At 71.1% G+C, this 24,467-nt stretch carries 20 protein-coding genes and 2 pseudogenes; 8 read left to right on the top strand and 14 right to left on the bottom strand.

Annotated elements, in window-relative coordinates; translation table 11 throughout:
* Positions 1 to 16: 16 nt before the first annotated feature.
* Positions 17 to 574, bottom strand: coding sequence for an NAD(P)H-dependent oxidoreductase (locus tag IEZ21_RS30225; RefSeq protein WP_189325037.1), 558 nt, complete (start codon positions 572 to 574; stop codon positions 17 to 19).
* A 146-nt stretch (positions 575 to 720) separates the two neighbouring features.
* Between IEZ21_RS30225 and IEZ21_RS30220 the strand changes: the two genes are divergently transcribed.
* The 3 genes and pseudogenes from IEZ21_RS30220 to IEZ21_RS49145 form a co-directional block, all read left to right on the top strand.
* Positions 721 to 1,374 carry a TetR/AcrR family transcriptional regulator gene (locus IEZ21_RS30220; RefSeq protein ID WP_189325036.1) on the top strand — a complete coding sequence of 218 codons (654 nt, stop codon included), beginning with the start codon at positions 721 to 723 and terminating at the stop codon, positions 1,372 to 1,374.
* Positions 1,375 to 1,412: 38 nt separating this feature from the next.
* A pseudogene (locus tag IEZ21_RS49150) lies at positions 1,413 to 1,949 on the top strand (RICIN domain-containing protein); the annotation flags it as partial.
* Positions 1,950 to 2,174: 225 nt separating this feature from the next.
* A pseudogene (locus IEZ21_RS49145) lies at positions 2,175 to 2,864 on the top strand (pectate lyase); the annotation flags it as partial.
* Here the strand turns inward: IEZ21_RS49145 and IEZ21_RS30210 are convergent.
* Positions 2,851 to 3,738 (bottom strand): aminoglycoside phosphotransferase family protein, encoded by an 888-nt coding sequence (locus tag IEZ21_RS30210; RefSeq protein ID WP_189325035.1) that lies wholly within the window; start codon positions 3,736 to 3,738, stop codon positions 2,851 to 2,853. The pseudogene IEZ21_RS49145 and the gene IEZ21_RS30210 overlap by 14 nt on opposite strands.
* Positions 3,739 to 3,826: 88 nt before the next feature.
* Between IEZ21_RS30210 and IEZ21_RS30205 the strand changes: the two genes are divergently transcribed.
* On the top strand, positions 3,827 to 4,975 hold the full coding sequence (locus tag IEZ21_RS30205; RefSeq protein ID WP_189325034.1) for a CapA family protein: 1,149 nt from the start codon (positions 3,827 to 3,829) through the stop codon (positions 4,973 to 4,975).
* Between the two features lie 13 nt (positions 4,976 to 4,988).
* On the opposite strand, the gene IEZ21_RS30200 is transcribed toward IEZ21_RS30205, so the two are convergent.
* On the bottom strand, positions 4,989 to 5,759 hold the full coding sequence (locus IEZ21_RS30200) for a TIGR03943 family putative permease subunit (RefSeq protein WP_189325033.1): 771 nt from the start codon (positions 5,757 to 5,759) through the stop codon (positions 4,989 to 4,991).
* Positions 5,756 to 6,766: a permease gene (locus tag IEZ21_RS30195; protein ID WP_189325032.1), complete on the bottom strand. Its 1,011-nt coding sequence runs from the start codon at positions 6,764 to 6,766 to the stop codon at positions 5,756 to 5,758. Before IEZ21_RS30195 ends, IEZ21_RS30200 begins: the two co-directional genes overlap by 4 nt.
* Before the next feature lie 236 nt (positions 6,767 to 7,002).
* Between IEZ21_RS30195 and IEZ21_RS30190 the strand changes: the two genes are divergently transcribed.
* Together IEZ21_RS30190 and IEZ21_RS30185 are read left to right on the top strand one after the other, a co-directional pair.
* Entirely contained in the window at positions 7,003 to 9,135 is a 2,133-nt protein-coding gene (locus tag IEZ21_RS30190) for a bifunctional polysaccharide deacetylase/glycosyltransferase family 2 protein (RefSeq protein ID WP_189325031.1), read from the top strand.
* A gap of 29 nt (positions 9,136 to 9,164) precedes the next feature.
* Positions 9,165 to 10,415 carry an LCP family protein gene (locus IEZ21_RS30185; protein WP_189325030.1) on the top strand — a complete coding sequence of 417 codons (1,251 nt, stop codon included), beginning with the start codon at positions 9,165 to 9,167 and terminating at the stop codon, positions 10,413 to 10,415.
* A 4-nt stretch (positions 10,416 to 10,419) separates the two neighbouring features.
* On the opposite strand, the gene IEZ21_RS30180 is transcribed toward IEZ21_RS30185, so the two are convergent.
* The 3 genes from IEZ21_RS30180 to IEZ21_RS30170 all read right to left on the bottom strand — a co-directional run bounded on the left by IEZ21_RS30180 (position 10,420) and on the right by IEZ21_RS30170 (position 16,081).
* Positions 10,420 to 12,498, bottom strand: a complete 2,079-nt coding sequence (locus IEZ21_RS30180) for a SpoIIE family protein phosphatase (protein WP_189325029.1) — start codon at positions 12,496 to 12,498, stop codon at positions 10,420 to 10,422.
* A 268-nt stretch (positions 12,499 to 12,766) separates the two neighbouring features.
* Positions 12,767 to 14,554, bottom strand: coding sequence for an ABC transporter permease subunit (locus IEZ21_RS30175; RefSeq protein WP_189325028.1), 1,788 nt, complete (start codon positions 14,552 to 14,554; stop codon positions 12,767 to 12,769).
* Between the two features lie 6 nt (positions 14,555 to 14,560).
* Positions 14,561 to 16,081: an ABC transporter substrate-binding protein gene (locus IEZ21_RS30170; RefSeq protein WP_189325027.1), complete on the bottom strand. Its 1,521-nt coding sequence runs from the start codon at positions 16,079 to 16,081 to the stop codon at positions 14,561 to 14,563.
* Between the two features lie 279 nt (positions 16,082 to 16,360).
* Here IEZ21_RS30170 and IEZ21_RS30165 point away from each other — a divergent pair, with 279 nt between their 5' ends.
* The gene (locus IEZ21_RS30165) at positions 16,361 to 16,888 is read left to right on the top strand and encodes a hypothetical protein (protein WP_189325026.1); all 528 of its coding nucleotides are present in this window, start codon (positions 16,361 to 16,363) and stop codon (positions 16,886 to 16,888) included.
* A gap of 264 nt (positions 16,889 to 17,152) precedes the next feature.
* On the opposite strand, the gene IEZ21_RS30160 is transcribed toward IEZ21_RS30165, so the two are convergent.
* The 5 genes from IEZ21_RS30160 to IEZ21_RS30140 form a co-directional block, all read right to left on the bottom strand.
* Positions 17,153 to 17,716: a hemerythrin domain-containing protein gene (locus IEZ21_RS30160; protein ID WP_189325139.1), complete on the bottom strand. Its 564-nt coding sequence runs from the start codon at positions 17,714 to 17,716 to the stop codon at positions 17,153 to 17,155.
* Positions 17,717 to 17,823: 107 nt separating this feature from the next.
* Complete coding sequence (locus IEZ21_RS30155; protein WP_189325025.1) at positions 17,824 to 18,591, bottom strand: metallophosphoesterase family protein; 768 nt, start codon at positions 18,589 to 18,591, stop codon at positions 17,824 to 17,826.
* A complete protein-coding gene (locus IEZ21_RS30150) occupies positions 18,588 to 18,896 on the bottom strand; it encodes a hypothetical protein (RefSeq protein ID WP_189325024.1) in 309 nt (102 codons plus the stop codon). The genes IEZ21_RS30155 and IEZ21_RS30150 overlap by 4 nt, the downstream gene beginning before the upstream one ends.
* On the bottom strand, positions 18,893 to 19,579 hold the full coding sequence (locus IEZ21_RS30145; RefSeq protein WP_189325023.1) for a nucleotidyltransferase family protein: 687 nt from the start codon (positions 19,577 to 19,579) through the stop codon (positions 18,893 to 18,895). Before IEZ21_RS30145 ends, IEZ21_RS30150 begins: the two co-directional genes overlap by 4 nt.
* 341 nt (positions 19,580 to 19,920) lie before the next feature.
* Positions 19,921 to 21,603: an RICIN domain-containing protein gene (locus IEZ21_RS30140; protein WP_246568270.1), complete on the bottom strand. Its 1,683-nt coding sequence runs from the start codon at positions 21,601 to 21,603 to the stop codon at positions 19,921 to 19,923.
* A 217-nt stretch (positions 21,604 to 21,820) separates the two neighbouring features.
* Here IEZ21_RS30140 and IEZ21_RS30135 point away from each other — a divergent pair, with 217 nt between their 5' ends.
* The gene (locus IEZ21_RS30135; RefSeq protein ID WP_189325022.1) at positions 21,821 to 23,800 is read left to right on the top strand and encodes a heavy metal translocating P-type ATPase; all 1,980 of its coding nucleotides are present in this window, start codon (positions 21,821 to 21,823) and stop codon (positions 23,798 to 23,800) included.
* Between the two features lie 113 nt (positions 23,801 to 23,913).
* On the opposite strand, the gene IEZ21_RS30130 is transcribed toward IEZ21_RS30135, so the two are convergent.
* Positions 23,914 to 24,225, bottom strand: a complete 312-nt coding sequence (locus IEZ21_RS30130) for an ArsR/SmtB family transcription factor (protein ID WP_189325021.1) — start codon at positions 24,223 to 24,225, stop codon at positions 23,914 to 23,916.
* 82 nt (positions 24,226 to 24,307) lie between these two features.
* The gene (locus IEZ21_RS30125) at positions 24,308 to 24,463 is read right to left on the bottom strand and encodes a hypothetical protein (protein WP_189325157.1); all 156 of its coding nucleotides are present in this window, start codon (positions 24,461 to 24,463) and stop codon (positions 24,308 to 24,310) included.
* Positions 24,464 to 24,467 lie beyond the last annotated feature (4 nt).

The raw sequence follows: 24,467 nt of genomic DNA, 5'->3' as shown, positions 1-24,467 counted from the left end.
GGGCGGATTGCCGGTGTCAGGCCGCGGCGGGCGTGGCCTGGGAGAGCTGCTGGATGACCTCGGTCAGGCCGGCGACCACCTCGTTGTCATCGGAGGGGTGGGTGTCCGCGAAGCGGGTGACCGAGCCGGGGATGGAGAGCTTGACGTCCTCCAGGACCGTGGCGCCGGCGACCCCCGCGGACTTGCGGACGTCATCCTGCGCCCACACGCCGCCGTACTGGCCGAAGGCGGTGCCGACCGCGGCGACCGGCTTGCCGGAGATCGCGCCGGCGCCGTACGGGCGGGACAGCCAGTCGATCGCGTTCTTCAGCACGGCCGGCATGGTGCCGTTGTACTCCGGCGAGAACAGCAGGAAGGCGTCGACCTGGCCGGCCACGGCACGCAGCCGGGCGGCGGCCTCGGGCACGCTGCCCTCGACGTCGATGTCCTCGTTGTAGAACGGCACGTCGGCCAGGCCCTCGAAGAGCGTGATCTCGACACCGGTGGGAGCGTGCTTGACGGCGGTCTCGGCGAGCTGACGGTTGTGCGAACCGGCGCGAAGGCTGCCGACGAGGGCGAGGATGCGTACAGACATGGGTGGTACTCCAGAAAGAGTGGGCCGGAACAAGCGGACCGTGGTCCGTTGAATGTTGTATCACCTAACCGGACCGCGGTCCAGTTCTGTCCGCGACTAACCGGACCGCGGTCCACTTCTATTCCCCGCAGCGCTACGCTGAAGCCATGACCGAGCCGCTCCCACTCTTTCCGACCGCGCAGGCACCACCCTCCGGGCAGGTGGATCTCACCCTCACCGTGACCGAGGAGCGGCCCAGGCTGCGAGCCGACGCCGCACGCAACCGCACACGCCTGCTGGAAGTGGCCGCCGAACTCGCCGCCGAGCGCGGGATCGGGAACGTGACCATGGAGGCCGTCGCCACCGCCGCCAAGGTCGGCAAGGGCACCGTCTTCCGGCGGTTCGGCGACCGCGCCGGGCTCATGCTCGCCCTCCTGGACCACCACGAGCAGCAGCTCCAGACCGCTTTCCTCACGGGGCCGCCCCCGCTCGGGCCGGACGCGCCCGCCGCCGAGCGCCTGCGCGCCTTCGGCCCGGCCATCATCCGCCACGAACGCGCCCACCGCGACCTCTACCTGGCCGCCCACGGGGACCTGGCCCGCCATTACAGCAGCCCGGCGAATCACCTCAGGCTCGGCCATCTCGCCCTGTTGCTACGGCAGTTGAAGGCGCCCGGCGACATCGAACTCGTGGCGCACACGCTGCTCGGCTATCTCGGCACCCTCCTCGCCGACCACTTGCTCACCCAGCGGGGGATGTCGGTGGAGCGACTGGCGGCCGGCTGGTACGACCTCGTCGAGCGGCTGGGAGCGGCCGGGTAGCGGGCACCGTATAAATTCGGCCACCGGCGGCAACCTTTGTGCGACCGGTGGCGACAGAGGGGTGCGGGACCGACCTGAACTGCACACCCCTGAAGGACAGCAACGACGTGGGTAAGAGAGCAGCCCATCGCGGGCCGCGGCGAAATCAGTCGAACCGCCGGAGAAACGTACTGATCAGCGCGCTGGCCGCGGTTCTGACCTGCGGCGCGATCGTCGGCGGGGTGCTCGTTTCGGCCTCCGGGTCCGGACCCGATGCCGGGACGTACCAGCTGGTGAACGCCGGCGACGGTACGTGCCTGGCTGAGCCGTCGAGCGGCGCGCAGTTGGGGGGTGCGGCTTGTGACGGTGGGGCGGGGCAGGTCTGGCAGCTCACGGAGTCCGGCGAGGGGTTCAGAGTGAAGGCCGCGTCCGGCGGTCTGTGCGTCGACGTGCAGAGTGCGTCGACGTCGGGTGGCACGGCTGTGCGGCAGCAGGCCTGCGGCGACGGCACCTCACAGGTCTGGAAAGCGAGCGAAGCCGGCGAGGCGTACCACCTCGTCAATGGCAAGAGCGGCAAGTGCCTGAACCTCAAGGGCGGCCTGGCCCAGCAGGACTCCTGTGACAAGGCGGGCAGCAAGAGCTGGAGCCTGCGGGCGGTGTCCGACGTGGCTCCGACGCCCACGTCATCCCCGTCGGCGTCCCCCTCGTCATCGGCGTCGCCCTCGGCATCCCCGTCCGCCTCCGCCTCGCCCTCGAAGTCGCCGAGCAAGCGCGCCGAACCCACCGCATCGGCGACCCGCCCTCGTACGCCTTCTCAAGGCACCGCCCTCGGCGCATGGCCGAACGCCCCGGCGGGCGAGCCGGTGTCCGCCACCATCGAGGTCTCCGGCAGTTACGACGGCGGTATGAAGCGCTACTCCGGTTCCGGCGCACTGGGCGGCGGCGGCCAGGACGAGGACCAGGACGCCCTGTTCGAGCTGGCCGACGGCGCCGTGCTGAAGAACGTCATCCTGGGTGCCCCGGCCGCCGACGGCATTCACTGCCTGGGCAGTTGCACCCTGCAGAACGTGTGGTGGGAGGACGTCGGCGAGGACGCCGCCACCTTCAAGGGAACGTCGGCCTCGGCCAAATACACCATCGACGGCGGCGGCGCGAGGAACGCCGACGACAAGGTCTTCCAGCACAACGGCGCAGGCACCGTGACGATCAAGAACTTCCAGGTCGAGAACTTCGGCAAGCTCTACCGGTCCTGCGGCAACTGCGACACCCAGTACGAGCGCCATGTCGTGGTCAGCAACGTGAAGGCGACCGGCCCCGGCAAGTCGCTGGTCGGCGTCAACGCCAACTACGGCGACACCGCCGATCTCTCCGGCATCACCATCGTCGGCGGCGAGATGAACGTATGCGAACGCTTCCAGGGCAACGACTCCGGCGACGAACCGACGAAACTCGGCAGCGGCGCGGACGGCACCCACTGCCGCTACAGCTCCGCCGACATCAGGTACCGGTGAGAACCGCGTGGATGACGCGTCGCGCGATGCTCGCCATGACCGGATTCGTGTCCCGGTAGTAGCGCAGTTCGTCGAGCGCGATCGACAGCGCCCAGCCGCGGCCTCGCTCCCAGGCGGCGTCATCGCGTTCCAGAGCGGAGCGGAAGGCGCCACGCGCTTCGGCCGGCAGCACATACCAGGCCGCGATCAGATCGACGGCCGGATCGCCCAGGCCCAGGCAGCCGAAGTCGATCACGGCGCTGAGCCGGCCGTCGGCGAGCAGGACGTTCCCCGGTTGCAGGTCCGCGTGGATCCAGACCGCAGGACCGGGCCACGCGGGGGCGCCCAGGGCCGCCTCCCATGCGACGGCCGCAGCGCCGGGGTCGACGACTGAGCGCAGTTCCTCGATCGCGGCACGCGTCGTCGCGTCCCGTGCGGCCAAGGGCTCGCTGCGATACGAGGCAGGCCCGTCCGCGGGATCGATCCGGCGCAACGCAGCCACGAACTCGGCCAGATCCTTGGCGAGTCGGCCGGGTTCGGCGATACGTCCGACGGCCGGAGTCTCGCCGTCGAGCCACCGGTAGACGGCCCACGGCCATGGATAGTCCTCGTCGGGCATGCCCTTGACCAGCGGTACGGGAACGGCGACCGGAAGCGAGGGAGCGAGCCGGGGCAGCCACCGGTGCTCCTTCTCCACATCGCCCGCCGCCCCTGCGATACGGGGCAGCCGCACGGCCATGGCCCCGCCGAGCCGGAACATGGCGTTGGCCGTACCGGCGGACTCGATCCGCTCGACTGGAAGATCCGCCCACTGCGGAAACTGCGCCGCGATCAGTCGACGTACGTCAGACACGTCGAGGTCGATCTCGTCGGCATGCATCTTGCCGCCGCCCATGAGCACCTTCCTGAAGTAAGGCTGTGGCCGACCGCCATACGAACGTTCCAGCACTTCACACGTCAACCGATTTCCGTACGCTTGAGACATGGGCGACGGCGTCGTGACGCTGTTCCTCTGCGGCGATGTGATGCTCGGGCGCGGCGTCGACCAGATCCTTCCGCATCCCGGTGACCCGACACTGCGCGAAGGCTACGTCCGCGACGCCCGTTCCTACGTCGAGTCGGCCGAGGCCGTGAACGGCCCGATCCCCGCGCCGGTCGAACCCTCCTGGCCCTGGGGCGAGGCGCTACGGGTGCTGGAGGAGGCCGCCCCGGACGCCAGGATCGTGAACCTGGAGACGGCCGTCACCCGCAGCGACACCTTCGAGCCGGGCAAGGAGATCCACTACCGGATGCACCCGGCCGACATGCCCGCCCTGGCCGTGGCCCGGCCCGACGTCTGCGTCCTGGCCAACAACCATGTGCTGGACTTCGGCCACCCCGGTCTCGAGGAGACGCTCCGTTCGCTGTACCGGGCGGGTCTGCGGACGGTGGGAGCGGGGCGCAACGCCGACGAGGCGCATGCGCCCGCGACGGTGACGGTCAGCCGCACCGCACGTGTGCTGGTGTTCGCCCTCGGGATGGAGTCCAGCGGCATCCCGCCGGGCTGGGCGGCCACCGAGTACGTGCCCGGTGTCGCCCATGTCGTCGAGCCGTCGGCTGCCGCTGCCGCCGAGACGGTCCGGCGAGTGCGGCAGGAGAAGCTGCCGGGTGACATCACGGTCGTCTCCGTGCACTGGGGCTCCAACTGGGGTTACCGCATCCCCCGGGAGCACATCCGCTTTGCACGCGCTCTGGTGGACGGCGGCGTCGACGTCGTACACGGGCACTCCTCGCACCATCCCCGCACCATCGAGGTGTACCGCGACCGGCTGATCCTCTACGGCTGCGGCGACTTCATCGACGACTACGAGGGCATCACGGGCTACGAGCGCTACCGCGACGACCTCCGGCTCGCCTACTTCGTCTCGGTGGAGGCGGACACCGGACGGCTGGCCGGCCTGCGCATGGTGCCGCTGCGGGTCCGGCGGATGCGGCTGGAGCCCGCGACGGACGAGGACCGGGACTGGCTGCGCGCGACCCTCGACCGGATCAGCGACTCGGTCCACATCACCCTGGATCCCGACGGCGCACTCGCACTCCTGCACCCGGCCGCCGCCGCCCGTAGCACCGCGAGCCCTCGGCATGGACGATGACTCGATCCGACGCTCAGCCGCCCCCGCCCTCGTCGTACGGGTCGCGCGGGGCCGGGACCGGTTTGGCCTCGGTGACGTCGATGAAGGGGATGACGCCGTCGTTGACCGGGTCCCTGGTCTGTTTGCCGGTGTAGGTGCCGGTGACTTCGAGCCAGGTGTCGGGCTGCAGGACGGGAGGAGTCTTTCCCGCCAGGCCGACCTTGACGGGCTGGCCGTCGGCGGCGCAGCAGTTGAGCTCCATGCGGACGAGGTACGGCGTACCGCCCCGGTCCAGGGCGACAAAGCCGGTGATCTTGATCTGCCGGTCGTGGAGGTCGCGTCCCTGGTCGTAGGCCGCGCGGCCGGCGTAGTCGACGAGGCTCATCCGTACGGGATCGCCCGCGGGAAGGTCTTCGAAGCCCCACGGTTTTTGGAGGGCTGTGCCGGTGCGCATGGCGCTGTAGGAGCCGAGCGCGGGCGGGGCGACCAGGATGAGCGCGAGGATGGGCAGGGCGAGGAGCCAGGCAACGCGCGGTTCGCGGTGGGCGTGACCGTGCCCGTCATGGTGCTCGATCCCGGACTGGTTCTCGGACCGGTCCTCTGCGGCCTTCCCTTTGGCCACGCGCGGCCGTCGCAGCTCGTACCAGACGGTGGCGACGGCGGCGACGATCAGGACGACGCCGGCCACCAGCAGCAGCGGACGCAGCCCGGCCTTGACGTACCGCAGATAGAGATCGGTGAAGCTCGCGTGCAGCAACGCCCCGCCGATGAGGAACAGCACGGCTGCCTGTGCCTGCCGGCTCACAGCAGCACCGCCCCGACCAGGACCGATACCAGGACACCCAGGGCGAAGGTCACGGGGGCGAACCGCAGCGCGAAGCCACGGCCGAACGTGCCGACCTGCATGGCGAACAGCTTCAGGTCGATCATCGGCCCGACCACGAGAAACGCCAGCCGCGCCGTGAGCGAGAACTGCGACAGGGACGCGGCCACGAACGCGTCGGCCTCCGAGCAGATCGACAACAGCACCGCGAGGACCGCCAGGGCGAGCACCGCGAGGACGGGGTTGTCGGCCGTGGCCTGCAGCCAGCTCGCCGGAACCACGGCCTTCAGGGTGGCCGCGGCCATCGCGCCGATGACGAGGAAACCGCCCGCGTGCATCACGTCATGCCGTACGGACCCCCAGAACGCCGCCCCCTTGCCCAGGCCCTCCGACTCGGGGCGGGCCGGCGGGCGCAGCCAGTCGGTGCGGCCGAGCCGCTGCCACAGCCAGCCCATCGCACAGGCCACCAGCAGACTCGCCACGAACCGCGCGAGGACCATCTCCGGCTTGCCGGGAAACGCGACGGCGGTGGCGGTCAGCACGATCGGGTTGATCGCCGGAGCGGACAGCAGGAACGTGAACGCCGCCGCGGGCGCGACGCCCCGGCGCACCAACGCCCCGGCCACCGGCACGGAAGCGCACTCACAGCCGGGCAGCACCGCCCCGCCCATCCCGGCGACCGGCACCGCAAGGGCCGGCCGTTTCGGCAGCGCGCGGGCGAAGAACGACGCCGGGACGAACACCGCGATGACCGCCGACAGCAGGACACCGAGGACAAGGAAGGGCAGAGCCTGCACCACCACCGCGACGAACACCGTCATCCAGCTCTGCATCACCGGCGTCGACACGGCCTCGCGAATCGGCCCCTGCAGCGCGACCACCACGAGCAGCAGCATGATCAGGACGAGCGACGAGTCGACCCGCGACCCCCGCGGCTCGTCCACATCGCGCCGATCGCCCCGGGGCGGGGCCGCCTTGGTGATGGTCACGGGTGGGATACCTCCAGCGTGGAGGGGCTTCGCGGGCGGATTTCCCTCCACCTTCCATACGCCGATTCGGGCACGGTTGCTCAACTTGTGCGCCCCAACCTACGTGTGCGTTACGTCTCCCCAAGAGGCGACCGGTGTTATTGCCATCCAACCGAACACCTGTGGCTACACTCGCCCACCATGTTGTGCGAGGTCGCCCCCACCCGTCCGCGGAAGAAGACGTCCAGCCGTCCACCATGCGCGAAGAGAGGAAAAGAGGCCCGCGACGTCGCGAAGGGAGGCGATCTCTCTTGAAGGCCCGGCACAAGCAGTCCCGCGACCCGCGCGGCCACTGGCTGTTACTGCTCCTCGTCCTCCCCGTGGTGGCCGCGGTCCTGTTCTTCCAGGGCTGGACCAGCCACGAGGTCGACGCCGCGAAGACCCGCTCCCCCTGCACCTCGCCCGCACCGGACGCCGTCGCCCGGGGCGGACCTGTGGTGGGCATCAACGGCAACAGAGTCCAGACCGCCTCGATGCCCGCCCGCACCGTCGCCCTCACCTTCGACGGCGGTCCCAACCCCGTCTGGACCCCGCGTTTCCTCGACCTGCTGCGGCAGCACCGGGCACGTGCCACCTTCTTCCTCTTCGGCACCGAGGCCGCCCGTTATCCCGAGCTGGTGCGGCGGATCCGCGCCGAGGGCCATGAGATCGGCTCGAACACGTACACCGGCGCCGTCCTCGGCGAGTCGTCACCCACCCGCTTCTCGGCCGAACTCGACCTGACCGAGAGCGCGTTGGGGAGCACCGCGGGCCAGCACCCCAAACTGCTGCGGCTGCCGCGGACCACCACACCGGACACGCTGTGCGGCCGCGAGTGGCAGGCGGCACAACAGGCCGCCACACGGGGCTACGTACTGGTCGCCGCCGACGCGGAGTCCCGCAAGGCGAGGCTGGGCCTGGTCCGGCAGTTCAGCCAGACGTCGCTCGCCTTCGGGGAGACCAAGAAGCTCCTGAACAACCGGAACGTGGACCGCTTCACCACCGTGTCGGACGGGATGAGGCTGGACCCGTACGAGCCCGCGTCCACCGCCGAGCGCTGGCAGGGCACCTTCCTGGTCTGGGTGACCAAGCTCGGGGACGCCTTCTCGAACGCCATGACCTGGGTACTCGGCATCGCGGGCACCCTCGGACTGCTGCGTCTCGCACTGCTCGCCCACTTCGCCCGGACCCATGTCCGCCGGCTCGAGAACTCCCGCCCCGGCGCAGCCTGGATGCCGGAGGTGACCGAACCGGTGACGGTGCTCGTGCCCGCGTACAACGAAGAGGCCGGTATCGAGTCCACCGTCCTCTCCCTGCTGGGCTCCACCCACGAGCAGCTGCAGATCATCGTGATCGACGACGGCTCGACGGACCGCACGGCGGACATCGCCGAGGGGATCGGCGACCCGCGCGTGCAGGTGATCCGCAAGCTGAACGAGGGCAAGGCGGCCGCCCTCAACACCGGGCTCGCGCACGCCCAGTACGACATCGTGGTCATGGTCGACGCCGACACCGTCTTCGAACCGGACGCCATCCGCCGGCTCATCCAGCCGCTGGCGCACCCCGCCGTCGGCGCCGTCAGCGGCAACGCCAAGGTCGGCAACCGGCGCCGCCTGCTGGCCAAGTGGCAGCACCTGGAGTACTGCTTCGGCTTCAACCTCGACCGCCGGATGTTCGAGGTCCTGGAGTGCATGACCACGGTCCCCGGTGCCATCGGCGCCTACCGCAGGGACGCGCTGGTGAGCGTCGGCGGGGTCAGCGAGGACACCCTCGCCGAGGACACCGACCTCACCATGGCGCTGTGGCGGGCGGGCTGGCGGGTGCTCTACGAGGAGTCCGCCGTCGCCTGGACCGAAGTGCCCACCTCGCTCGGCCAGTTGTGGCGGCAGCGCTACCGCTGGTGCTACGGCACGATCCAGGCCATGTGGAAGCACCGCGGTGCAGTCCTGGACAAGGGAGTGTCCGGGCGCTTCGGCCGGCGCGGACTCACCTACATCGCGCTGTTCCAGGTCGCCCTTCCGCTGCTCGCCCCGGTCATCGACGTGTTCGCCCTGTACGCGGTGCTGTTCCTCGACTCCTGGCTGGCGGGCGCTGTGTGGTTCAGCTTCCTGGGCGCCCAACTGCTCTGCGCCTATTACGCGTTGAAGCTCGACGGCGAGAAGATACGAGCCCTGTGGTCGATGCCGTTCCAGCTCTTCGTGTACCGGCAGCTGACGTACCTGGTCGTCATCCAGTCCATGGTCGCCCTGCTGTTCGGCAGCCGGCTCAAATGGCATCGCATGCGGCGTTCCGGTTCGGCCGCTGAACAGATCGGTGGCGCTGACTCGTATAAGAGCCTGACCACGAGGTGAGCGAGATGGCGTGAGGACTGGACAGGCCGATGAGCGAGTGGACCGACCGTCTGCCGGATGACGGCCGGGGTGGCTGGGACGGGAGCGGCCGGCCAGATCCGGTGAGGGGCGGTACGGAGCGGGTGCCGGACAGCAACCCGGCCCCGCCCCCGTGGCGCACCGCGCCCCTGCCCGGTATGCCGTCGTCCACCGCCGCGGGTCGCACGGCCGCCGCGCACCAGCCCCACGGGCACCGCGCCAGATCCCGCAGAGGCAGGGGTCCCGACAGCGGCGGCAGACGCCCCAGGCGCCGCCCCACCCGGCGTAAGCGGACCGTGCGGCTGGCGATCCTCGCGCTCGCCGTAATGCTCGTCTCTCCGTTCGGCGCGTACGTGTGGGCCGACACCGAGCTCACCAAGGAGGTCGACCTGGGCGCGCTCCCGGAGCGCCCCGCGCGGGGCAAGGGGACCAACTACCTGATCGTGGGCTCGGACAGCCGCGAGGGTCTGTCCGAGCAGGCCAGACAGGATCTGCGGGCCGGCTCGACCGAGGGCCGCCGCACCGACTCGATGATCCTGCTGCACACCGGCGCGAACGGCACCACGATGATGAGCCTGCCGCGCGACTCGTGGGTGAACCTCCCGTCGTTCGTGCGCCCCGAGAACGGCCAGAACTACCGCGGGCCGAACAAGCTGAACGCGTCGTTCTCCCTGGGCGGTCCCGAGCTGCTCGTGCAGACCATCGAGCGCAACACGGGCCTGCACATCGACCACTACGCGGAGATCGGCTTCGCGGGCTTCGTCGGGATCGTGGACGCGGTCGGCGGCGTCGACATGTGCCTGGACCGCGCCATCAAGGACAAGGACTCGGGCGCGAACCTGCAGAAGGGCTGCCAGACCCTGAACGGCGCCGAGGCGCTGGCGTTCGTACGGCAGCGCAAGCAGGAGGCCGAGGGCGACCTGGGCCGCACCCGGAACCAGCAGAAGTTCCTGGCCGCGCTCGCCAAGAAGGCGGTCGATCGTCAGACGCTCCTCAACCCGAGCAGGGTCCTGCCGACCGCCGACGCGGGCCTCGACACGCTCATCGTGGACAAGGACACGAGCCTGCCGGATCTCGTGACCCTGTTCCAGGCGATGCGCAAGGTCACGGCAGGCAATGGGCGCCAGATCAACGTCCCCGTCTCCGACCCCGCCTTCAGAACGCCCCAGGGCGCCGCCGTGAAGTGGGACATGCGCCAGGCACGACAGCTCTTCGCACAGCTGAGGGAGGACCGGCCGGTGACCGTCCGGCAGGAGCAGTGAACCGTTACGCCAGCTCCTGAGCGCGGGCGATGAGCAGGGCCACGTCGTCGTGGTTGTCGGGGTGGTGCAGGGTGCGCAGGAGGAGGTCGCAGACCTCTTCCAGGGGGCGGGCGGGGTCGTCGAGGAGGCTCAGCAGCGTGTCGAGACGTTCGTCGAGGGAATCCCGGCGCGTCTCGACGAGACCGTCGGTGTAGAACACGAGCTGGTCGCCGGGCTCGAGGTCGACGACGGTGGTCGAGAACGGGACGCCGCCCACGCCCAGCGGTACCCCGGTGGGCAGTTCGAGCAGCTTCGGGGGATGGCCGCACCGGACCAGGGCGGGCGGCAGATGCCCGGCGTTGGCGAAAATGCACTGCCGCTCATGGGGGTCGTGGACGGCGTACACACAGGTGGCGATGTAGTGGTCCAGACCCGCGGTGATCTTGTCGAGGTGTTCGAGGAGCCGGGCGGGATCGAGGTCCAGTGAGGCCAGGGTGCTCGTCGCGGTACGCAGCCGGCCCATGGTCGCGGCGGCGTTGATGCCGCTGCCCATCACGTCACCCACGACGAGCGCGGTCTTGCCTCCGTCCAGGGGGATCACGTCGAACCAGTCGCCGCCGACCTCACCCGCGGCGCCCGCCGGCTGGTAACGGGAGGCGACCTCGAGCCCGGTCGTCTTGGGCGGATGGCTGGGCAGCAGGCTGCGCTGGAGGGTGACGGCGGTGTTGCGGGCGTTCTGGTACCAGCGGGCGTTGTCTATCTGCACCGCCGCACGGGCGGCCAGCTCCCGGGCGAGCAGCAGGTCGTCCTCGCTGAACGGCAGCGGATTGCGGGTCCGTTTGAGATCCAGGGCGCCGAGCACCTCACCGCGCGCGATCAGCGGGACCGCCAGATACGAGTGGACGCCCGCCTGCGCCAGGAGCGCGGCCGATTCCGGATCGCGGGCGATGCGGGCCAGGTCGGTGTCCTTCACCCGCGGCACCATGACCGGGCGGCCCGTCCGTACGCACTGGGTGACGAGCCGGTCCGAGTCGTAGCGGGTGAGCTGCCCGGCAGGGTCGGCCGCCTCGAGAGCTTCGCCGGCATGGTCCGCCTTGACGGCCAGCGCGCGGATCACCGCCGGCTGAGCGGGCCCGAGGTTGCTGGGGCGGCCCTCCATCACCGCGTCGAGCACGTCCACGGCCGCTATGTCGGCGAGTTCCGGCACGGCGACATCGGCCAACTCGCGGGCGGTGCGGTCCAGTTCCAGCGTGGTGCCGATACGGGTGGAGGCGTCGGCGATGACGGCCAGGCGCCGTCGCGCGGCCTCTCGCTCGATACCCGCCCGGTGCCGCTCGGTGACGTCCACGACCGACGTGGCCACGCCCAGCACCGTGCCGAGAGCGTCCTCCAGCCGGTAGAACGAGATGGACCAGGCGTGGTCTTCGTCCGGATCGGCCGGGGTGCGGCCGACGGTGTGCTGCTCGATGAGCGGGACGCCGGTTTCCAGCACCTGGCGAGCCGCGGCCTGAAGGGCGTCGGCGTCGACGGACGGCAGGACCTCGGGGACCGTCCGGCCGATGTGCTCCTTCGCGGATACGCCGTTGATGCGCTCCAGTGCCGGGTTGACCGACACGTACCGCAGATCCGTGTCCAGGACGGCCAGGCCGATCGGAGACTGCGAGACGATCCGCGCGGACAGCGCCATGTCCCGCTCCAGCCGGCGCACGGTCGACTGGTCGGCGGCGAGACCGAGGGCGTAGACGGAACCGCGGTCGTCCAGCAGCCGCATGTTCCGGAACTCCACGAGGCGCGTGGTGCCGTCCTTGCGCCGCACGGGGAAGGCTCCGGCCCAGCTCTCACCGGTGAGCATGACGTCGGTGAACAGCTTGACGGCCAGATCGGCGTGCTGCTCGCTGACCATCAGCCGGGACGCGTACTCGCCGAGCGCCTCCTGCGCCGTGTAGCCGAACAGCTCCTCGGCCTGCGGGCTCCACAGCACGACGCGCCCCTTGGTGTCCAGCACCACCGAGGCCACGCCGAGCACATCGAGCAGCCCGCTCGGCTGCACCGGGCCGCGAACGGGCTCGTCACCCTCGGTCACGGGAAATCCGGCTGCGCTCATCCCTCGCACCGCCTTCGATCCACGCGGCACACTGTTCCACGCGCCGACTTCCCCTGTCTTGTCGCGGTCACCCTGCCCTCCGGTGTCACCTTCGTCTTTCTCCACCATCCCTCAACACGGCACCGGCTGTCCGGCGAAGACGCCGGGAGGACAGGGGCAGATCACGGCAGGGCCGACGACGCCTCGTAGCAGATCACCGCATACGTCACGATCCGGCGCCGCGGGGGAGTTCAGCTTCGGCAGCATCGAGATCCGGCCACGCGGAGTTTCACTTCTGGAGCGACGGGACCTTCTCGCGGCCTCGGGCTCTGCCGCGTCCCGACGCCGTACCGGACACGGCGAGAACGGACAGCAGGACCAGTGCGCAGGCCGGGCCGAGTACGGTCCAGGGCGCCAGTTCCGCGTACGGCTGGTTCTCCGACAGAAGGCGGCCCCACTCCGGCGTGGGCGGCTGCTCGCCCAGACCGAGGAAGCCGAGCGAGGCCAGTACGAGGACCGTGGTGGGCAGCCGCAGCAGGGCGTTGCGCAGGACGGAGGGCAGGACCGCGGGCAGCAGGTGGCGGCGGAGCAGGTACCGGCGGTCGGCGCCGAACGAGATCGCCGCGAGCATGTGACCGCTCGCCCGTTCCTGTTCGAGCAGCGCGGCGGTCTGGGCGGCGTAGGGACTCCAGCCGACCAGGCACACGGCGAGCGCGGCACCCCACACCGACGGCCCGGTCACCGCGGTCGTCAGCAGTCCGGCGAGGACGGCCGGCAGCGTCGACACCACTTCTGTCAGGCCCGCGCCCACCCGGGCTGCCATGCCGAGCAGCAGCCCGAGGGCGGTGCTGACCGCCGTCACCGCGAAAGCCACACTCGCCGTACGCAGCGCCCCGTGCCCCAGCCGGGCCAGCAGATCACGACCGAGCGAGTCCGTGCCCAGCGGGTGCGCGGCCGAAGGCGGCAGCAGTCGGGCCGCCGTGTCCACGTGCAGGGGATCTCGCAGCAGCCCGGCCACGACCAGAGTGAGCAGGGCGACGGCACAGAAGCCGGCGACCCGGCGCGTGGAGCGCCGCCGAGGGAGAGCCGGCGCGTGCAAGGTGGGCAGCGCGCCGTCCCGTAGGGCGGGGCCGAGGAGAGCGCGGCGCAACGCCTGGATCAGCAGACCCGCGACGACGCCGAGCAGGACGAGGACCAGCGTCGCGGTCTGCAGCGGCGGGAGGTCCTGGGCCGTGGCGGCGTCCAGGGCGAGCCGGCCGAGTCCGGGAATGTTGAAGATCTTCTCCACCGCGACCGCGCCGCCCACCAGGGCCACGACGGTCGGCAGGAGCTGCGGGAGCACACCGGCCAGCGTGCGCCGCAGCGCGTGCCGGGCGACATGGCCGGACCGGAAACCGTACGCGTGCCAGGTCCGCGCCCAGGGCTCGTTGAAGGCGGCGGGCAGCGACTGGTCGAGGAGACCGCCGATCATCGCCCCGGACGGCACGCCGAGGGCGAGCGCGGGCAGCACCATCGACCGTGGTCCCTCCCAGCCCTGGGACGGGAACCAGCCGAGCCACACCCCGCACACGGTGGCGAGCAGCGAGGCGAGCAGGAACTTGGGCAGCGCCGCGAGGACGGCGGCCCCGGTGCCCGCCCGACCCTGCCGCAGCCGTCGCCGGGATCCGAGGTGCAGGGTGCGGGCGCAGACCAGCGCGGCCACCGCGATCGTCACCACGAGGGCGCCGAGCATCAGCGTGACGGAGACCGCGAAGGCGGTGCTCACCTGGGGCAGGACCGGTTCGCCCGATACCCAGGAGGTGCCCGCGTCGCCGCGCGGCAGCCCGCCCAGCCAGTGCGCGAGATGCGTGAACGGCCCCTCGTCCAGGCCCAGTTGCTCCCGTATGGCGGCCAGCTGTGCGGGGGTCGGGTCCTGGTCGGCGGAGCGGGCCCGCAGGACCGTCAGCGCGGGGTCGTTCCCGGACAGCCAGGGCAGCAGGGCGACGGCCGTCAGCAGCGCGGTGCCGGCGACGACACGGCCGGCCCCCGCACGCCACCGGGCCGGGCGTGCATCGGCGCCGACCGGCGTGACGCTCATCCGCCGCTACTTCACACGCGTGTCGACGTCGACCAGGGAGCGCTCGCGGGGGTCGAGGAGCACGCCCTCGACGCCGGTGGCGATGCCCTGTACGACCTTCTCGTGGACCAGCGGCACGACGGCGTCGGTGCGCAGGATCTCCGCCTCGGCCCGCATGATCTTCTGCTGCCGCTGCTCCGTGTCGTCTTCTTCGGCGGCGGACTTGATGGCCTGGTCGACGCCGGAGTCCTTCAGGCCCGCGATGTTGTAGACGCCGTCGCCGGTGTAGTCGCTCGCGAGGTACGCGACCGCGTCGCCGGTGTCCAGCAGCGTCACCCGGGAGAAGACGAGCGCGTCGTACTTGCCCTCGAGGAGGTCGGCCTCCATCTGCGTGTACTCGCGTACGTCCTGCTTCACGGTGAACCCGGCCTTCTCGAGCTGCTGTTGGAGCACGGTCGCGGCTTCGGGGAGTTCGGCGCGGTTGGTGTAGGTGGCCAGGCGCAGCGTCCTGCCCTTGGTCTTCGACTCGACCTGGGCGGTGGTCGCGGCCTGGGCGCGGCCGGTCACCTCGACGCGGTCGTCGGCAGCCCAGGGGACGGCGGGCCCGAACAGGCCCTGCGCGGGGTCGGCGTACCCGCCGAAGACCGAGTCGACGAGGGCGCCGCCGTCCACGGCCTCGCGGGCCGCCGCCCGCAGCGCCGCGTCGGTGAAGAGGCCGCTTCCGGTGTTGAGGACCAGGCTGTCGGTCCGTACGGAGGGCACTTCGTGACGGGTGTCCTCGTCCAGGAGCTTCGCCTGGGCGGTGGGGATCCACTCGGCGATGTCGACGTCGCCGCCGCGCAGGGCGTTGGCGCGGGCCGTGCCATCGGCGATCCAGGTCACGTCGACGCCGGGCGCCTTGGCCTTGCCGCCCCAGTAGCCGTCGAAGCGGTCGAGCGTGGCCTTGGACTTCCCGGTGAGCTTCGTGATCTCGAAGGGGCCGGTTCCGGTGCCGACCGGGCTGACGGTGCCGTCCTTCGCGTACGCCTTCGGGGAGAGGATGCCCAGCGCGGGGCTGGCGAGCCGCAGCGGGAGCACCGGGTCGGCGGCCTTGGTGGTGATCGTGACGGTGTCGGCGTCCTCGGCCTTCGCGGTGAGGGTCACGTCGCTGAGTACACGAGGCTTGGGCTCGGCCTTGCCTGCCTGGTCGAGCGCGCCCACGACGGTCTCGGCGGTGACCTCGGTGCCGTCCTGGAACGTGGCCTTGCGCAGCTCGAAGGCCCAGGTGGTGGCGTTCTTCTGCGTCCAGGACTTCGCCAGCGCGGGCGCGGCGGCTCCATCCTTGCCCAGCGCGGTGAGGCCTTCGGCCACGGAGAGCTTGCTCAGTACGGTGGCGTCATTGCTGTACGGGGACAGGGCCTGCACCGGCGGCACCGCGAGGGCGACCCTCAGACGGCCGCCCGATGCCCCCTCACCATCGGTGGCCGAGCCGCTGTCCGACACGAAACAGCCGGCCAGCAACGGGGTGAGAGCAAGCGCCGCGAAGAGGCCGCGGGAGGGGGTGCGCATGGTGGGTCCTGTCGTGCGAGGGGTCGGTCACGCCCCTGCACGCGGGATGCGGCGCCGAGGGCCGCGTCAGCATATAAGGCAAGCCTTACCAACCTTTCCATCGGGTGGGTGAATTCTCAACCAATGAGATGGTGGCCCTCGCTCTCGGAGACGAAGCGCACCTCGACCCCGGGTGACGATGTGGGCGAGGCAACGCCCGATTCGTGGCCTGGGCCATTTCCCTCGGGGGAGCGGCGGGCTAGCGTTCTGGTCCCACCCCCCAGCGATTTCGGACGGCCAGTGCACGCAGATCTCTCCCCGGTCATCGCGGCGACCGCTCAGTGGCTGACGTGTTCATATCCGTCGGGCGGCGGTGCGCTGGACTCCGCGCTCTGTGATGTGCAGGCCCGGCAGGCCGTGACCGTCGCGGCGTGGCTGCGCTATCCGACGCCGATGGACGCCGCACTCCTCGGCGTGGCGGGCCCCGGAGGCTCCGCCCGGCTCGACTGGATCACGGGAGCGGAGGGGGCCGCGGCCGACGACGCAGACGGGTACGCGTGGCGGACCTGGGTGGACGAGGTCGTGGCCAGCTGGGCGGCATGCCTGCTCACCGACCCGGTGCTGGCCGAGCAGGCTGTGTCCGCACTCGCCGACTCCAGCCACATGACCGGAGCGCGGGCCGAGTTCCGGCGCCTGGTCGCTCCCGACGACCGCGACCGGCGGGCAGCGGCGCTGCTGCGCCACCCGGACTTCCTCGCACCGATAGCCGAACTGCACCACGCGGACCTCCTCGACCGTCTGAAGCCGGGGCGGGCGCTGAGCGCCTGAAACAGGGGCCGAGGCGCCGAGCGTCCGAGGGCAGGCCTGTCCTGTGGTCGCTGGGGACCCGGTGACGCGTGTCAAGCGTCAAAAAACGATATGAAGCCGTGGACCTCGGGCCGTGGGCGGACGAGGCGGGCGGCCCTCCGGCTGACGTGCGGCTGCGCCCGCTGGGCGGCACCGATGATGTGCCGTTCGATCAGCCGGCCGTGCTCGTCGCACGGGCACACAGCGTCCCCCCGCAGTACCCACGACCCGTCGGACCATGCGCCGTCAGTCCTTCTTCCCACGCCCCGTCAGTGTGTCGCGCACGCGGTCGACGAGTCCGGCTCCGGGCGCCAGGAGCTTGTTGGCCGGAGGCTTGTCCGGTGCGGAGGGGTGCGGACGCGTCGGCGCCAGCTTCTTCGCCTGCCGGACCTTGTCACCCAGCTCGTCCAGGGCCCCGGCGGAAGCCGTGGTGCGCAGCATGGGGAAGAGGTTCTCCTCCTCATCGGCGATGTGCGAGCGGACCTCACTCATGAGCATGCCGATGAGCCGGTCGAACTCGGCATCGCCCGCCTCGCAGCTCTCCAGGTCCTTCATGATCTGCTCGGCCTTGGAGTGGTCGTCGATCTCCTTGTCGGCCACCGTGTCCCCGTTGGGCAGGTACTGCCGCACGGCCGGGTAGAGGTATTCCTCCTCGGCCACCGAGTGCCGTACGAGCTCCATGGTGGCCTGGTCGGCGTAGACCTTGCGGTTCTTGTCGCCGGGCGGCAGTGCCTCGATCCGGCCGAAGATCTCCTCGACCTCCCGGTGGTCGGTCGTCAGCTCGGTGATGACGTTTCCTTCGTGTGCCATGTCCAGTACCTCCAGTACCTCGCTCAAGATGCGGCCCCTGGTACGGACCCCACCTCGGCCTCCGGGTGCCCCCGCCGGGGGAGAGCTAACGCCTGGCCGGCGCCCGCTCAGCCGAAGGTGCCGACGGAGGCGGAAGCCGTCGTCGGCACCTCGTGGCCGTGCAGGTGATACACGCTGAACGCCCGGCGAATGACGGGCTGCGCGACGTTGCGGACCGGGACGCCGCCGCTGGTCATCCCGTGTTCCGTACCGGCGTGGGCGTGTCCGTGGACGGCCAGGTCCGCGCCTGCCGTGTCGATCGCCTCGGCCAGGAGGTAACTGCCGAGGAACGGATAGATCTCCGGCGGCTCACCGGCCAGCGTGTCGGGCACGGGGGAGAAGTGCGTGAGCGCGACCCGCGTCCCGCAGCCCTGCCCGGCCAGTTCGTCCAGAGCCGTACGCAGACCGTCGGCGCAGCGGCGCGAGTACCGGATGAACTCCTTCATCAGCGGTTCACCGAACTCGCTGCCACTGCGGCCGACGAAGCCGCCGCCGAAGCCTTTCGTGCCCGCGACGCCGATGCGCGCGCCGTCGACTTCGACGACCGTCGACTGCCCCTCGAGAACGCGCACACCTGCCGCGCGCAGCACCGCGGCGACCTCCTCCGGCTTCTCGTCGTGGTGGTCGTGATTGCCGAGCACGGCGACAACCGGCACGGGCAGACCGCCCACCTCCTCGGCGACCACCCGCGCCTCCTCCGGTGTGCCGTGCCGGGTGAGGTCACCGGCCAGGAGCAGCAGGTCGGCACAGCCGGGCAGCGTGTCGAAAGCCGGCCTGAGCAGGCCCTGACTGTCCAGCCCCATATGAATGTCCCCGACAGCCGCGACGCGGATCATGCCACCTCCTCCGGGTGATCGGGAGCCGCGGCCTCGGCCACGACGATGTCGTAATGGACGGCAAGACCGGCCAGTTCGTCGTTCACGGTGCGCAGCAGTTCCTCGCGGCAGTGTGCGGTGGGCACGGTGCCGATGACCGTCACGGCCGATCCCCGCGGCTCGACGCGCATGCCGAGCTCGCCCAGTTCCCCGGCGGCGAGCCGCTCCTGCAGATGGGCGATGCGGTACTCGATGTTGTTCCCGGCGGCTCCGGCGTCCGCCGTGGTGCCCGTACCACCCGGGTCGTGTCCGGCATGGGCGTTCATTGATCTCCTCCCTGCGGTGCGATGACGTCCAGGCGCTCCAGCAAGTACAGAAAGGCGGCCGGCATCGGTATGTCCCCGAACTCGCGGCGGATCTGCCCCCAGTCGACCTTCTCCCGCAGCAGCCGGGCGATCGGCAGAACGGCGCCGAAGTCGCAGTGGTGCTCGGAGAAGGCGGCGAGCAGGCTTCGCAGCAGGTCGGTGGGTGCCAGGACGGGCATCTGTACGGAGTCCACCGACAACTCCCGCGCCCTGCCGAGCAGCTCGGTGCTGACCGGTCCATGGGCCAGCCCGAAGATCAGGTCCACGTCCTGCCCGAGGCACTTGGCCTTCAGCAGCCAGTCCTCGGGAGGCGCGTACACCGTCAGACCGGCGTCCTCCAGCGTGGCGGCGACCGCTTCGGCGTCCTCGGGTCTGATGCAGAAGTCGGCATCGTGCTGGAGGCTGCCTGCCCCTCCGTGGGCGTAGACGGCGACACTCCCGGCGAGAGCGAAGTCGTGCCCCTGCCTCTTCAGGAGGGCGGCGACCTGCTTGGTGGCCTCCAGGATCGCCTGGTGACGGTCGGGCGGAAGCTGCTCCGCGCCCGCATCGGGCCTTCGGCTCCCCTCGGCCGCACCGCCCGCCAGATGCAGTTCAGGAACTGGGCGCCGCCCGTCGAGAGCGGCGTCATCCGCGTTCTGCGCCACTGCTGCTCCCTTTCCGGACACCGCCGCCGCACCTTCGGTGCAGGCCGGCCGCCTCCGACAAACCCTGCGCTGATGGCTGTACGGGTCTCCACCGCACGACGGATCAATCAGGTTCGCAGGCGGTACGGGAGAACGGTCGGCGTCACCCGGCCGGGCCCCGGTGCCCGGGCGAGGGGAAAACCACGTTTACGTTCCTTGGAAAGGGAAACGCGAGTGATGTGCCGCGGTGCTCGCCCTATTTGTCGTGAGGGACTGACGGGGCACGGCGACGGAGTCGCTCTCCGCCGACGACTCGCCACCGCGGCACACCACGACCCCCGAGGACCGGTCACGGCCGAGGTTCAGGTGACCCCGGCGCCCGCTTTCCAGCGCTGGTCGTCGTCTCCGTCGGCCGGGGCGAGTTCCAGACCCTCGCCGCCGGCCGGGGTCAGGGCGTGGTCCGGGGCGATGGCCGGGCGGATGACACCCGCGCCGTCCACCGTGAACCGAAGGTTCTCGCCGTTGCTGCTCTCGAGCGATTCACAGGTCCAGATGCCGAGGCCGTCGTCGACGGAGCCCCGGCTGTCCAGACAGAAGTCCGGGTCGGCGAACGACTGGAGGGCGCCGCTCGCGGCGTCGACACGCCAGCGCTGGGTGCCCGACGCGGAGCAGTCGGCGGCGATGACGTTCGTACCGTTGTCGAAGTCACCGTCCTCGACGTCCAGGCACAGGCTCGAGTCGACGTTCACCACCTGGGCGAAGGAGCCGTCCGGTGGCCCGGACGCCGGCGGGGGCGTCGTACGTGTCGGTGTGGGCGTCGGCTTCGGTGTGGGCGTTGGCGTCGGTGTCGGGCTCGGTGAGGCCGGGCGCGTCGACTTCGTCGGCTTGGGGGACGGGGACCGGGTCGTGGCGGACGGGAGCGGCGGCGGGGAGAACGTCGACGTCAAGGTGACCGACGGTGGCTGCGGCGGGGTGTCCACAGCGCCGGCCGACTCCTGCGATCCCGAGTCGCCCTGCGTCAGCAGGTAGACCAGCAGCGGTGCGACCGCGACACCGAGGGCGGCCGAGGCGATCGCGAGGCGGCGGGACGGCCGCCAGGCCGACCAGCTCCACCGGGCCGCCGTACCCCCGCCGGTCCCCGCCGTCGTACGCGCTTCCCGCCGCTCCTCGCCCACCGCCCCGCCGCCGCTCATGGCGTACGCGGTGCCACCCCAGGGCAGCAGCCCCTCGGCCGTAGCCGCGCGCGGAGTGTCGCGCAGGGCCGCCAACTCCTCGTACCCGGCGGCACAGTGCGGGCAGCTGCCCATATGCGCGTCCAGGTCCGCACTGCGGCGAGGGCCCCCGGGGCGTACCGCCTCCTCGATCAGGCGGCGAAAATCCTGGCAGCCCGGATCGTCGGAGCCGGCGAGGCGCGTCTTGAGCACGGAGTGGCTCAAGGCCTGGAACGCTCCTTCCCTGCCGTACGCCACATCCTCGGGCGTGACGCCAAGAAGGCGGGCGGTGTCGGCCTCGGACTCCCCGTCCACGACGCCGTACCAGACCAGACCCTGCACCCGCGTGGGCAGCGCCAGGAACGCGGTGAGCATCGGCGGGACGGGTCCGTCGGGGCCCGAACCCGCCTCGCGCAGGCGGGTGAGCAGACCCGGATCGAGGCGGGCGGCACGTTCGTCGGCGGACCACTCGGCGGCCACGCGGCAGGCGAGCAGCAGGAGTTGATGCCGCCAAGGCGTGCGCGGCTCCAGGCCACGCGCCGTCTCGCGGGCCGCGAGGGTGAAGGCCGTCGCCGTGATCCGATGGGCCGCCGACTCGTCGACGGTGCACAGACGGGCGTACGAGAGAACCGCGGGCCGGTGGCGGCTGCGCAGCTCGCGCCAGGCAGGGCGCGCGGTCCGGGCGTCGGCGCGCAGCAGATCGGTCAGCCGCGCGTCGGACACCGAAGGGAGTTCCTCCAGTTCGGGCGGCATGGGGTGCTGGGGGGCCTGCGCGCCGCCGTCGGCCTCGCTGTCGCGGTACTCGTCGGACTCGTCGCCCCGAGCCATGCCCATGCCTCCTCCCTCGCACCACACGCTGCCACTGCCTGTCGGAATCTCGGTCTCGGCGTGTCTGTGGGTCTGGAGTGACCATAGTGACGACAGGGGGTGGAGAGTGCGGACATGAAGACATGAATGCCTCTTCATGTGATCCTGTATGGTGAGGGAATGGCCGGCCCCGGGAACCGCCGTCTGCCCGTACGCCCCCATGCGTCCCTCACGAAGGACAGTGATGACCTCCACGCTCACCCCGCCCTCGGTCGACTGGGCCGGGCCCGCGCGCGCCGGGACCGCGCCCCGGCGGCGCACCCGCATCCTGGCGCTCCCCGAGGCTCGCTGGGCTGCAGCGGCCACCGCCCTCTTCCTGCTCGCGCTGCCCCTCCAGCTGACCGGCGCCCCCGCCTGGACCTGGGGCCCGCTCTACGCGCTGGCGTACGTCACCGGCGGCTGGGAACCGGGCTGGGAGGGACTGAAGGCGCTCAAGGACAAGACCCTCGACGTCGACCTGCTGATGATCGTCGCCGCCCTCGGCGCGGCCTCGATCGGTCAGGTGATGGACGGCGCCCTGCTGATCGTCATCTTCGCGACGTCCGGCGCGCTGGAGGCACTGGCCACCGCCCGCACCGCCGACTCGGTCCGCGGTCTGCTCGACCTGGCCCCCTCGACGGCTACCCGGCTGACTCCGGACGGCGGCGAACAGACCGTCCCCGTCGAGGAGTTGACGGTCGGCGACACCATCCTCGTACGACCCGGAGAGCGCGTCGGCGCCGACGGCCGCGTACTGGACGGAGCGAGCGAGGTCGACCAGGCGACCATCACCGGCGAACCGCTCCCCGCGCCGAAGGAGGTCGGGGACGAGGTCTTCGCGGGCACCCTCAACGGCACCGGAGCCCTGCGGGTCCGCGTCGAGCGCGACGCCTCCGACTCGGTGATCGCCCGGATCGTACGGATGGTGGAGGAGGCGTCGGAGACCAAGGCGCCCACCCAGCTGTTCATCGAGAAGGTCGAACAGCGTTACTCGCTGGGCATGGTGGCCGCGACCCTCGCCGTGTTCCTCGTGCCGCTCGCCTTCGGCGCCGAACTCGACGACTCGCTCCTGCGGGCCATGACCTTCATGATCGTGGCCTCGCCGTGTGCGGTCGTACTGGCCACCATGCCGCCGCTGCTCTCCGCGATCGCCAACGCCGGACGGCACGGCGTGCTGGTCAAGTCGGCCGTGGTGATGGAGCGGCTCGGCCAGGTGGACACGGTCGCCCTCGACAAGACCGGCACCCTGACCGAGGGCACCCCTCGCGTGACCGACGTACGGCCGCTGCCCGAATCCGGCCTGGACGAGAGCGAGTTGCTGATGCTCGCGGCGGCAGCCGAGCACCCCAGCGAACACCCGCTGGCCCGAGCGGTCGTGGACGCGGCCCGCGAACGTGGCCTCGACCTGCCCGCCACGGAGGACTTCACGTCCGCACCCGGCGTCGGAGTGCAGGCCGTCGTCGACGGCCGCACGGTCGCGGTGGGCGCCCCGTCCCGACTGCTGGACGACGCCGAGAGCCCGGTCGTCGCGATGGCCGAGGAACTGGAGGAGTCCGGCCGCACCGCCGTCCTGGTGGTGGTCGACGGTGCCCCCGCCGGGGTGCTGGGCATCGCGGACCGGCTGCGCCCGGACGCCGCCGCCACCGTCGCCTCTCTCACCGCGTTGACCGGCACCGCTCCGACCCTGCTCACCGGCGACAACGCCCGGGCCGCCGCCCACCTGGCCGCCGAGGCCGGCATCGACGACGTACGCGCCGGACTGCTGCCGCAGGACAAGCTGAGCGCGGTCAAGGACATGGAGAGCGCCGGCCGCAAGGTGATGGTCGTCGGGGACGGCGTCAACGACGCGCCCGCCCTGGCCGCCGCCCACACCGGTATCGCCATGGGCCGGGCGGGCTCCGACCTCGCCCTGGAGACCGCCGACGCCGTGATCGTCCGCGATGAACTCGCCGCGGTCCCCACCACCGTTGCCCTCTCCCGCCGCGCCCGGGAGCTGGTCGTCCAGAACCTCGTCATCGCCGGTGTGTTCATCGCCGGACTCGTCATCTGGGACCTTGCCGGCACTCTGCCGCTGCCGCTCGGTGTCGCGGGCCACGAGGGCTCGACCGTCATCGTCGGCCTGAACGGACTGCGCCTGCTGCGGGAATCGGCCTGGCAGCGGGCGGCCGGTGCGGGTACCAGCTGACGGCCGGACCCCTTTGGGGCGCGAGATCCGAGAGGTGTGAGCCCAGGCGCGGCGATGGGCGCCCGGCGGGAAGCCGGGCGGCCATCGGCGTCGTACGAGGGTAAAGGTCGGCGCTACTCCTGTGCGTGACGGATGGCGTCCAGCACGATGTGCGCCACGTGGTCGTCGGTCAGGGTGTACTGGGTCTCGCGGGCCTGGCGCCGGGCGGTGACGATCCGGGAGGTGCGCAGCACTCTCAGGTGCTGGGAGACCAGAGGCTGGCTCACGCCCAGGGTGGCGACCAGCTCGTGGACGTACTTCCCGCCGGTGGACAGTTCGCGCACGATGCCGAGGCGCACGGGCGAGGCCAGGGCTCGCAGTAGCTCACTGGCGGCCTGCAGGGTTTCCGCGGGCTCGCTTGCCGGAGGAGGGGAAGTCGTTACCATATGCATACATTAGCATGTGGCAATAATTCCCGGCGCGGCCGTGCCGCGGCCTGTCGGACCCGGCGTCACTCGGCGTCGGTCGTCAGTGGTCGTCCCAGTGCCCCTCGTGGGCGGCGTGACGGTGGCCGTCGTGCACGTAGTCGGTGTGGTCGCCGTGGGGGATGGCGACGTGACCGCAGTCCTTGCCGTGGGCGTGCGTGTGGTTCTCGTGGGCGAGGTGGTCGGTGGCGCTGGTCATGGGG

It is taken from the genome of Streptomyces flaveus, from assembly GCF_014647675.1.
Classification (GTDB): domain Bacteria; phylum Actinomycetota; class Actinomycetes; order Streptomycetales; family Streptomycetaceae; genus Streptomyces; species Streptomyces flaveus.
This window is presented reverse-complemented; position numbering and strand designations above follow the sequence as displayed.

What these genes read in the sequence shown, in the direction of transcription:
- IEZ21_RS30225 (WP_189325037.1), bottom strand. Translation starts at nt 574, where the DNA reads ATGTCTGTACGCATCCTCGCCCTCGTCGGCAGCCTTCGCGCCGGTTCG.
- IEZ21_RS30220 (WP_189325036.1), top strand. Translation starts at nt 721, where the DNA reads ATGACCGAGCCGCTCCCACTCTTTCCGACCGCGCAGGCACCACCCTCC.
- IEZ21_RS30210 (WP_189325035.1), bottom strand. Translation starts at nt 3,738, where the DNA reads ATGGGCGGCGGCAAGATGCATGCCGACGAGATCGACCTCGACGTGTCT.
- IEZ21_RS30205 (WP_189325034.1), top strand. Translation starts at nt 3,827, where the DNA reads ATGGGCGACGGCGTCGTGACGCTGTTCCTCTGCGGCGATGTGATGCTC.
- IEZ21_RS30190 (WP_189325031.1), top strand. Translation starts at nt 7,003, where the DNA reads ATGCGCGAAGAGAGGAAAAGAGGCCCGCGACGTCGCGAAGGGAGGCGA.
- IEZ21_RS30185 (WP_189325030.1), top strand. Translation starts at nt 9,165, where the DNA reads ATGAGCGAGTGGACCGACCGTCTGCCGGATGACGGCCGGGGTGGCTGG.
- IEZ21_RS30180 (WP_189325029.1), bottom strand. Translation starts at nt 12,498, where the DNA reads ATGAGCGCAGCCGGATTTCCCGTGACCGAGGGTGACGAGCCCGTTCGC.
- IEZ21_RS30175 (WP_189325028.1), bottom strand. Translation starts at nt 14,554, where the DNA reads ATGAGCGTCACGCCGGTCGGCGCCGATGCACGCCCGGCCCGGTGGCGT.
- IEZ21_RS30170 (WP_189325027.1), bottom strand. Translation starts at nt 16,081, where the DNA reads ATGCGCACCCCCTCCCGCGGCCTCTTCGCGGCGCTTGCTCTCACCCCG.
- IEZ21_RS30160 (WP_189325139.1), bottom strand. Translation starts at nt 17,716, where the DNA reads ATGGCACACGAAGGAAACGTCATCACCGAGCTGACGACCGACCACCGG.
- IEZ21_RS30155 (WP_189325025.1), bottom strand. Translation starts at nt 18,591, where the DNA reads ATGATCCGCGTCGCGGCTGTCGGGGACATTCATATGGGGCTGGACAGT.
- IEZ21_RS30150 (WP_189325024.1), bottom strand. Translation starts at nt 18,896, where the DNA reads ATGAACGCCCATGCCGGACACGACCCGGGTGGTACGGGCACCACGGCG.
- IEZ21_RS30140 (WP_246568270.1), bottom strand. Translation starts at nt 21,603, where the DNA reads ATGGGCATGGCTCGGGGCGACGAGTCCGACGAGTACCGCGACAGCGAG.
- IEZ21_RS30135 (WP_189325022.1), top strand. Translation starts at nt 21,821, where the DNA reads ATGACCTCCACGCTCACCCCGCCCTCGGTCGACTGGGCCGGGCCCGCG.
- IEZ21_RS30130 (WP_189325021.1), bottom strand. Translation starts at nt 24,225, where the DNA reads ATGGTAACGACTTCCCCTCCTCCGGCAAGCGAGCCCGCGGAAACCCTG.
- IEZ21_RS30125 (WP_189325157.1), bottom strand. Translation starts at nt 24,463, where the DNA reads ATGACCAGCGCCACCGACCACCTCGCCCACGAGAACCACACGCACGCC.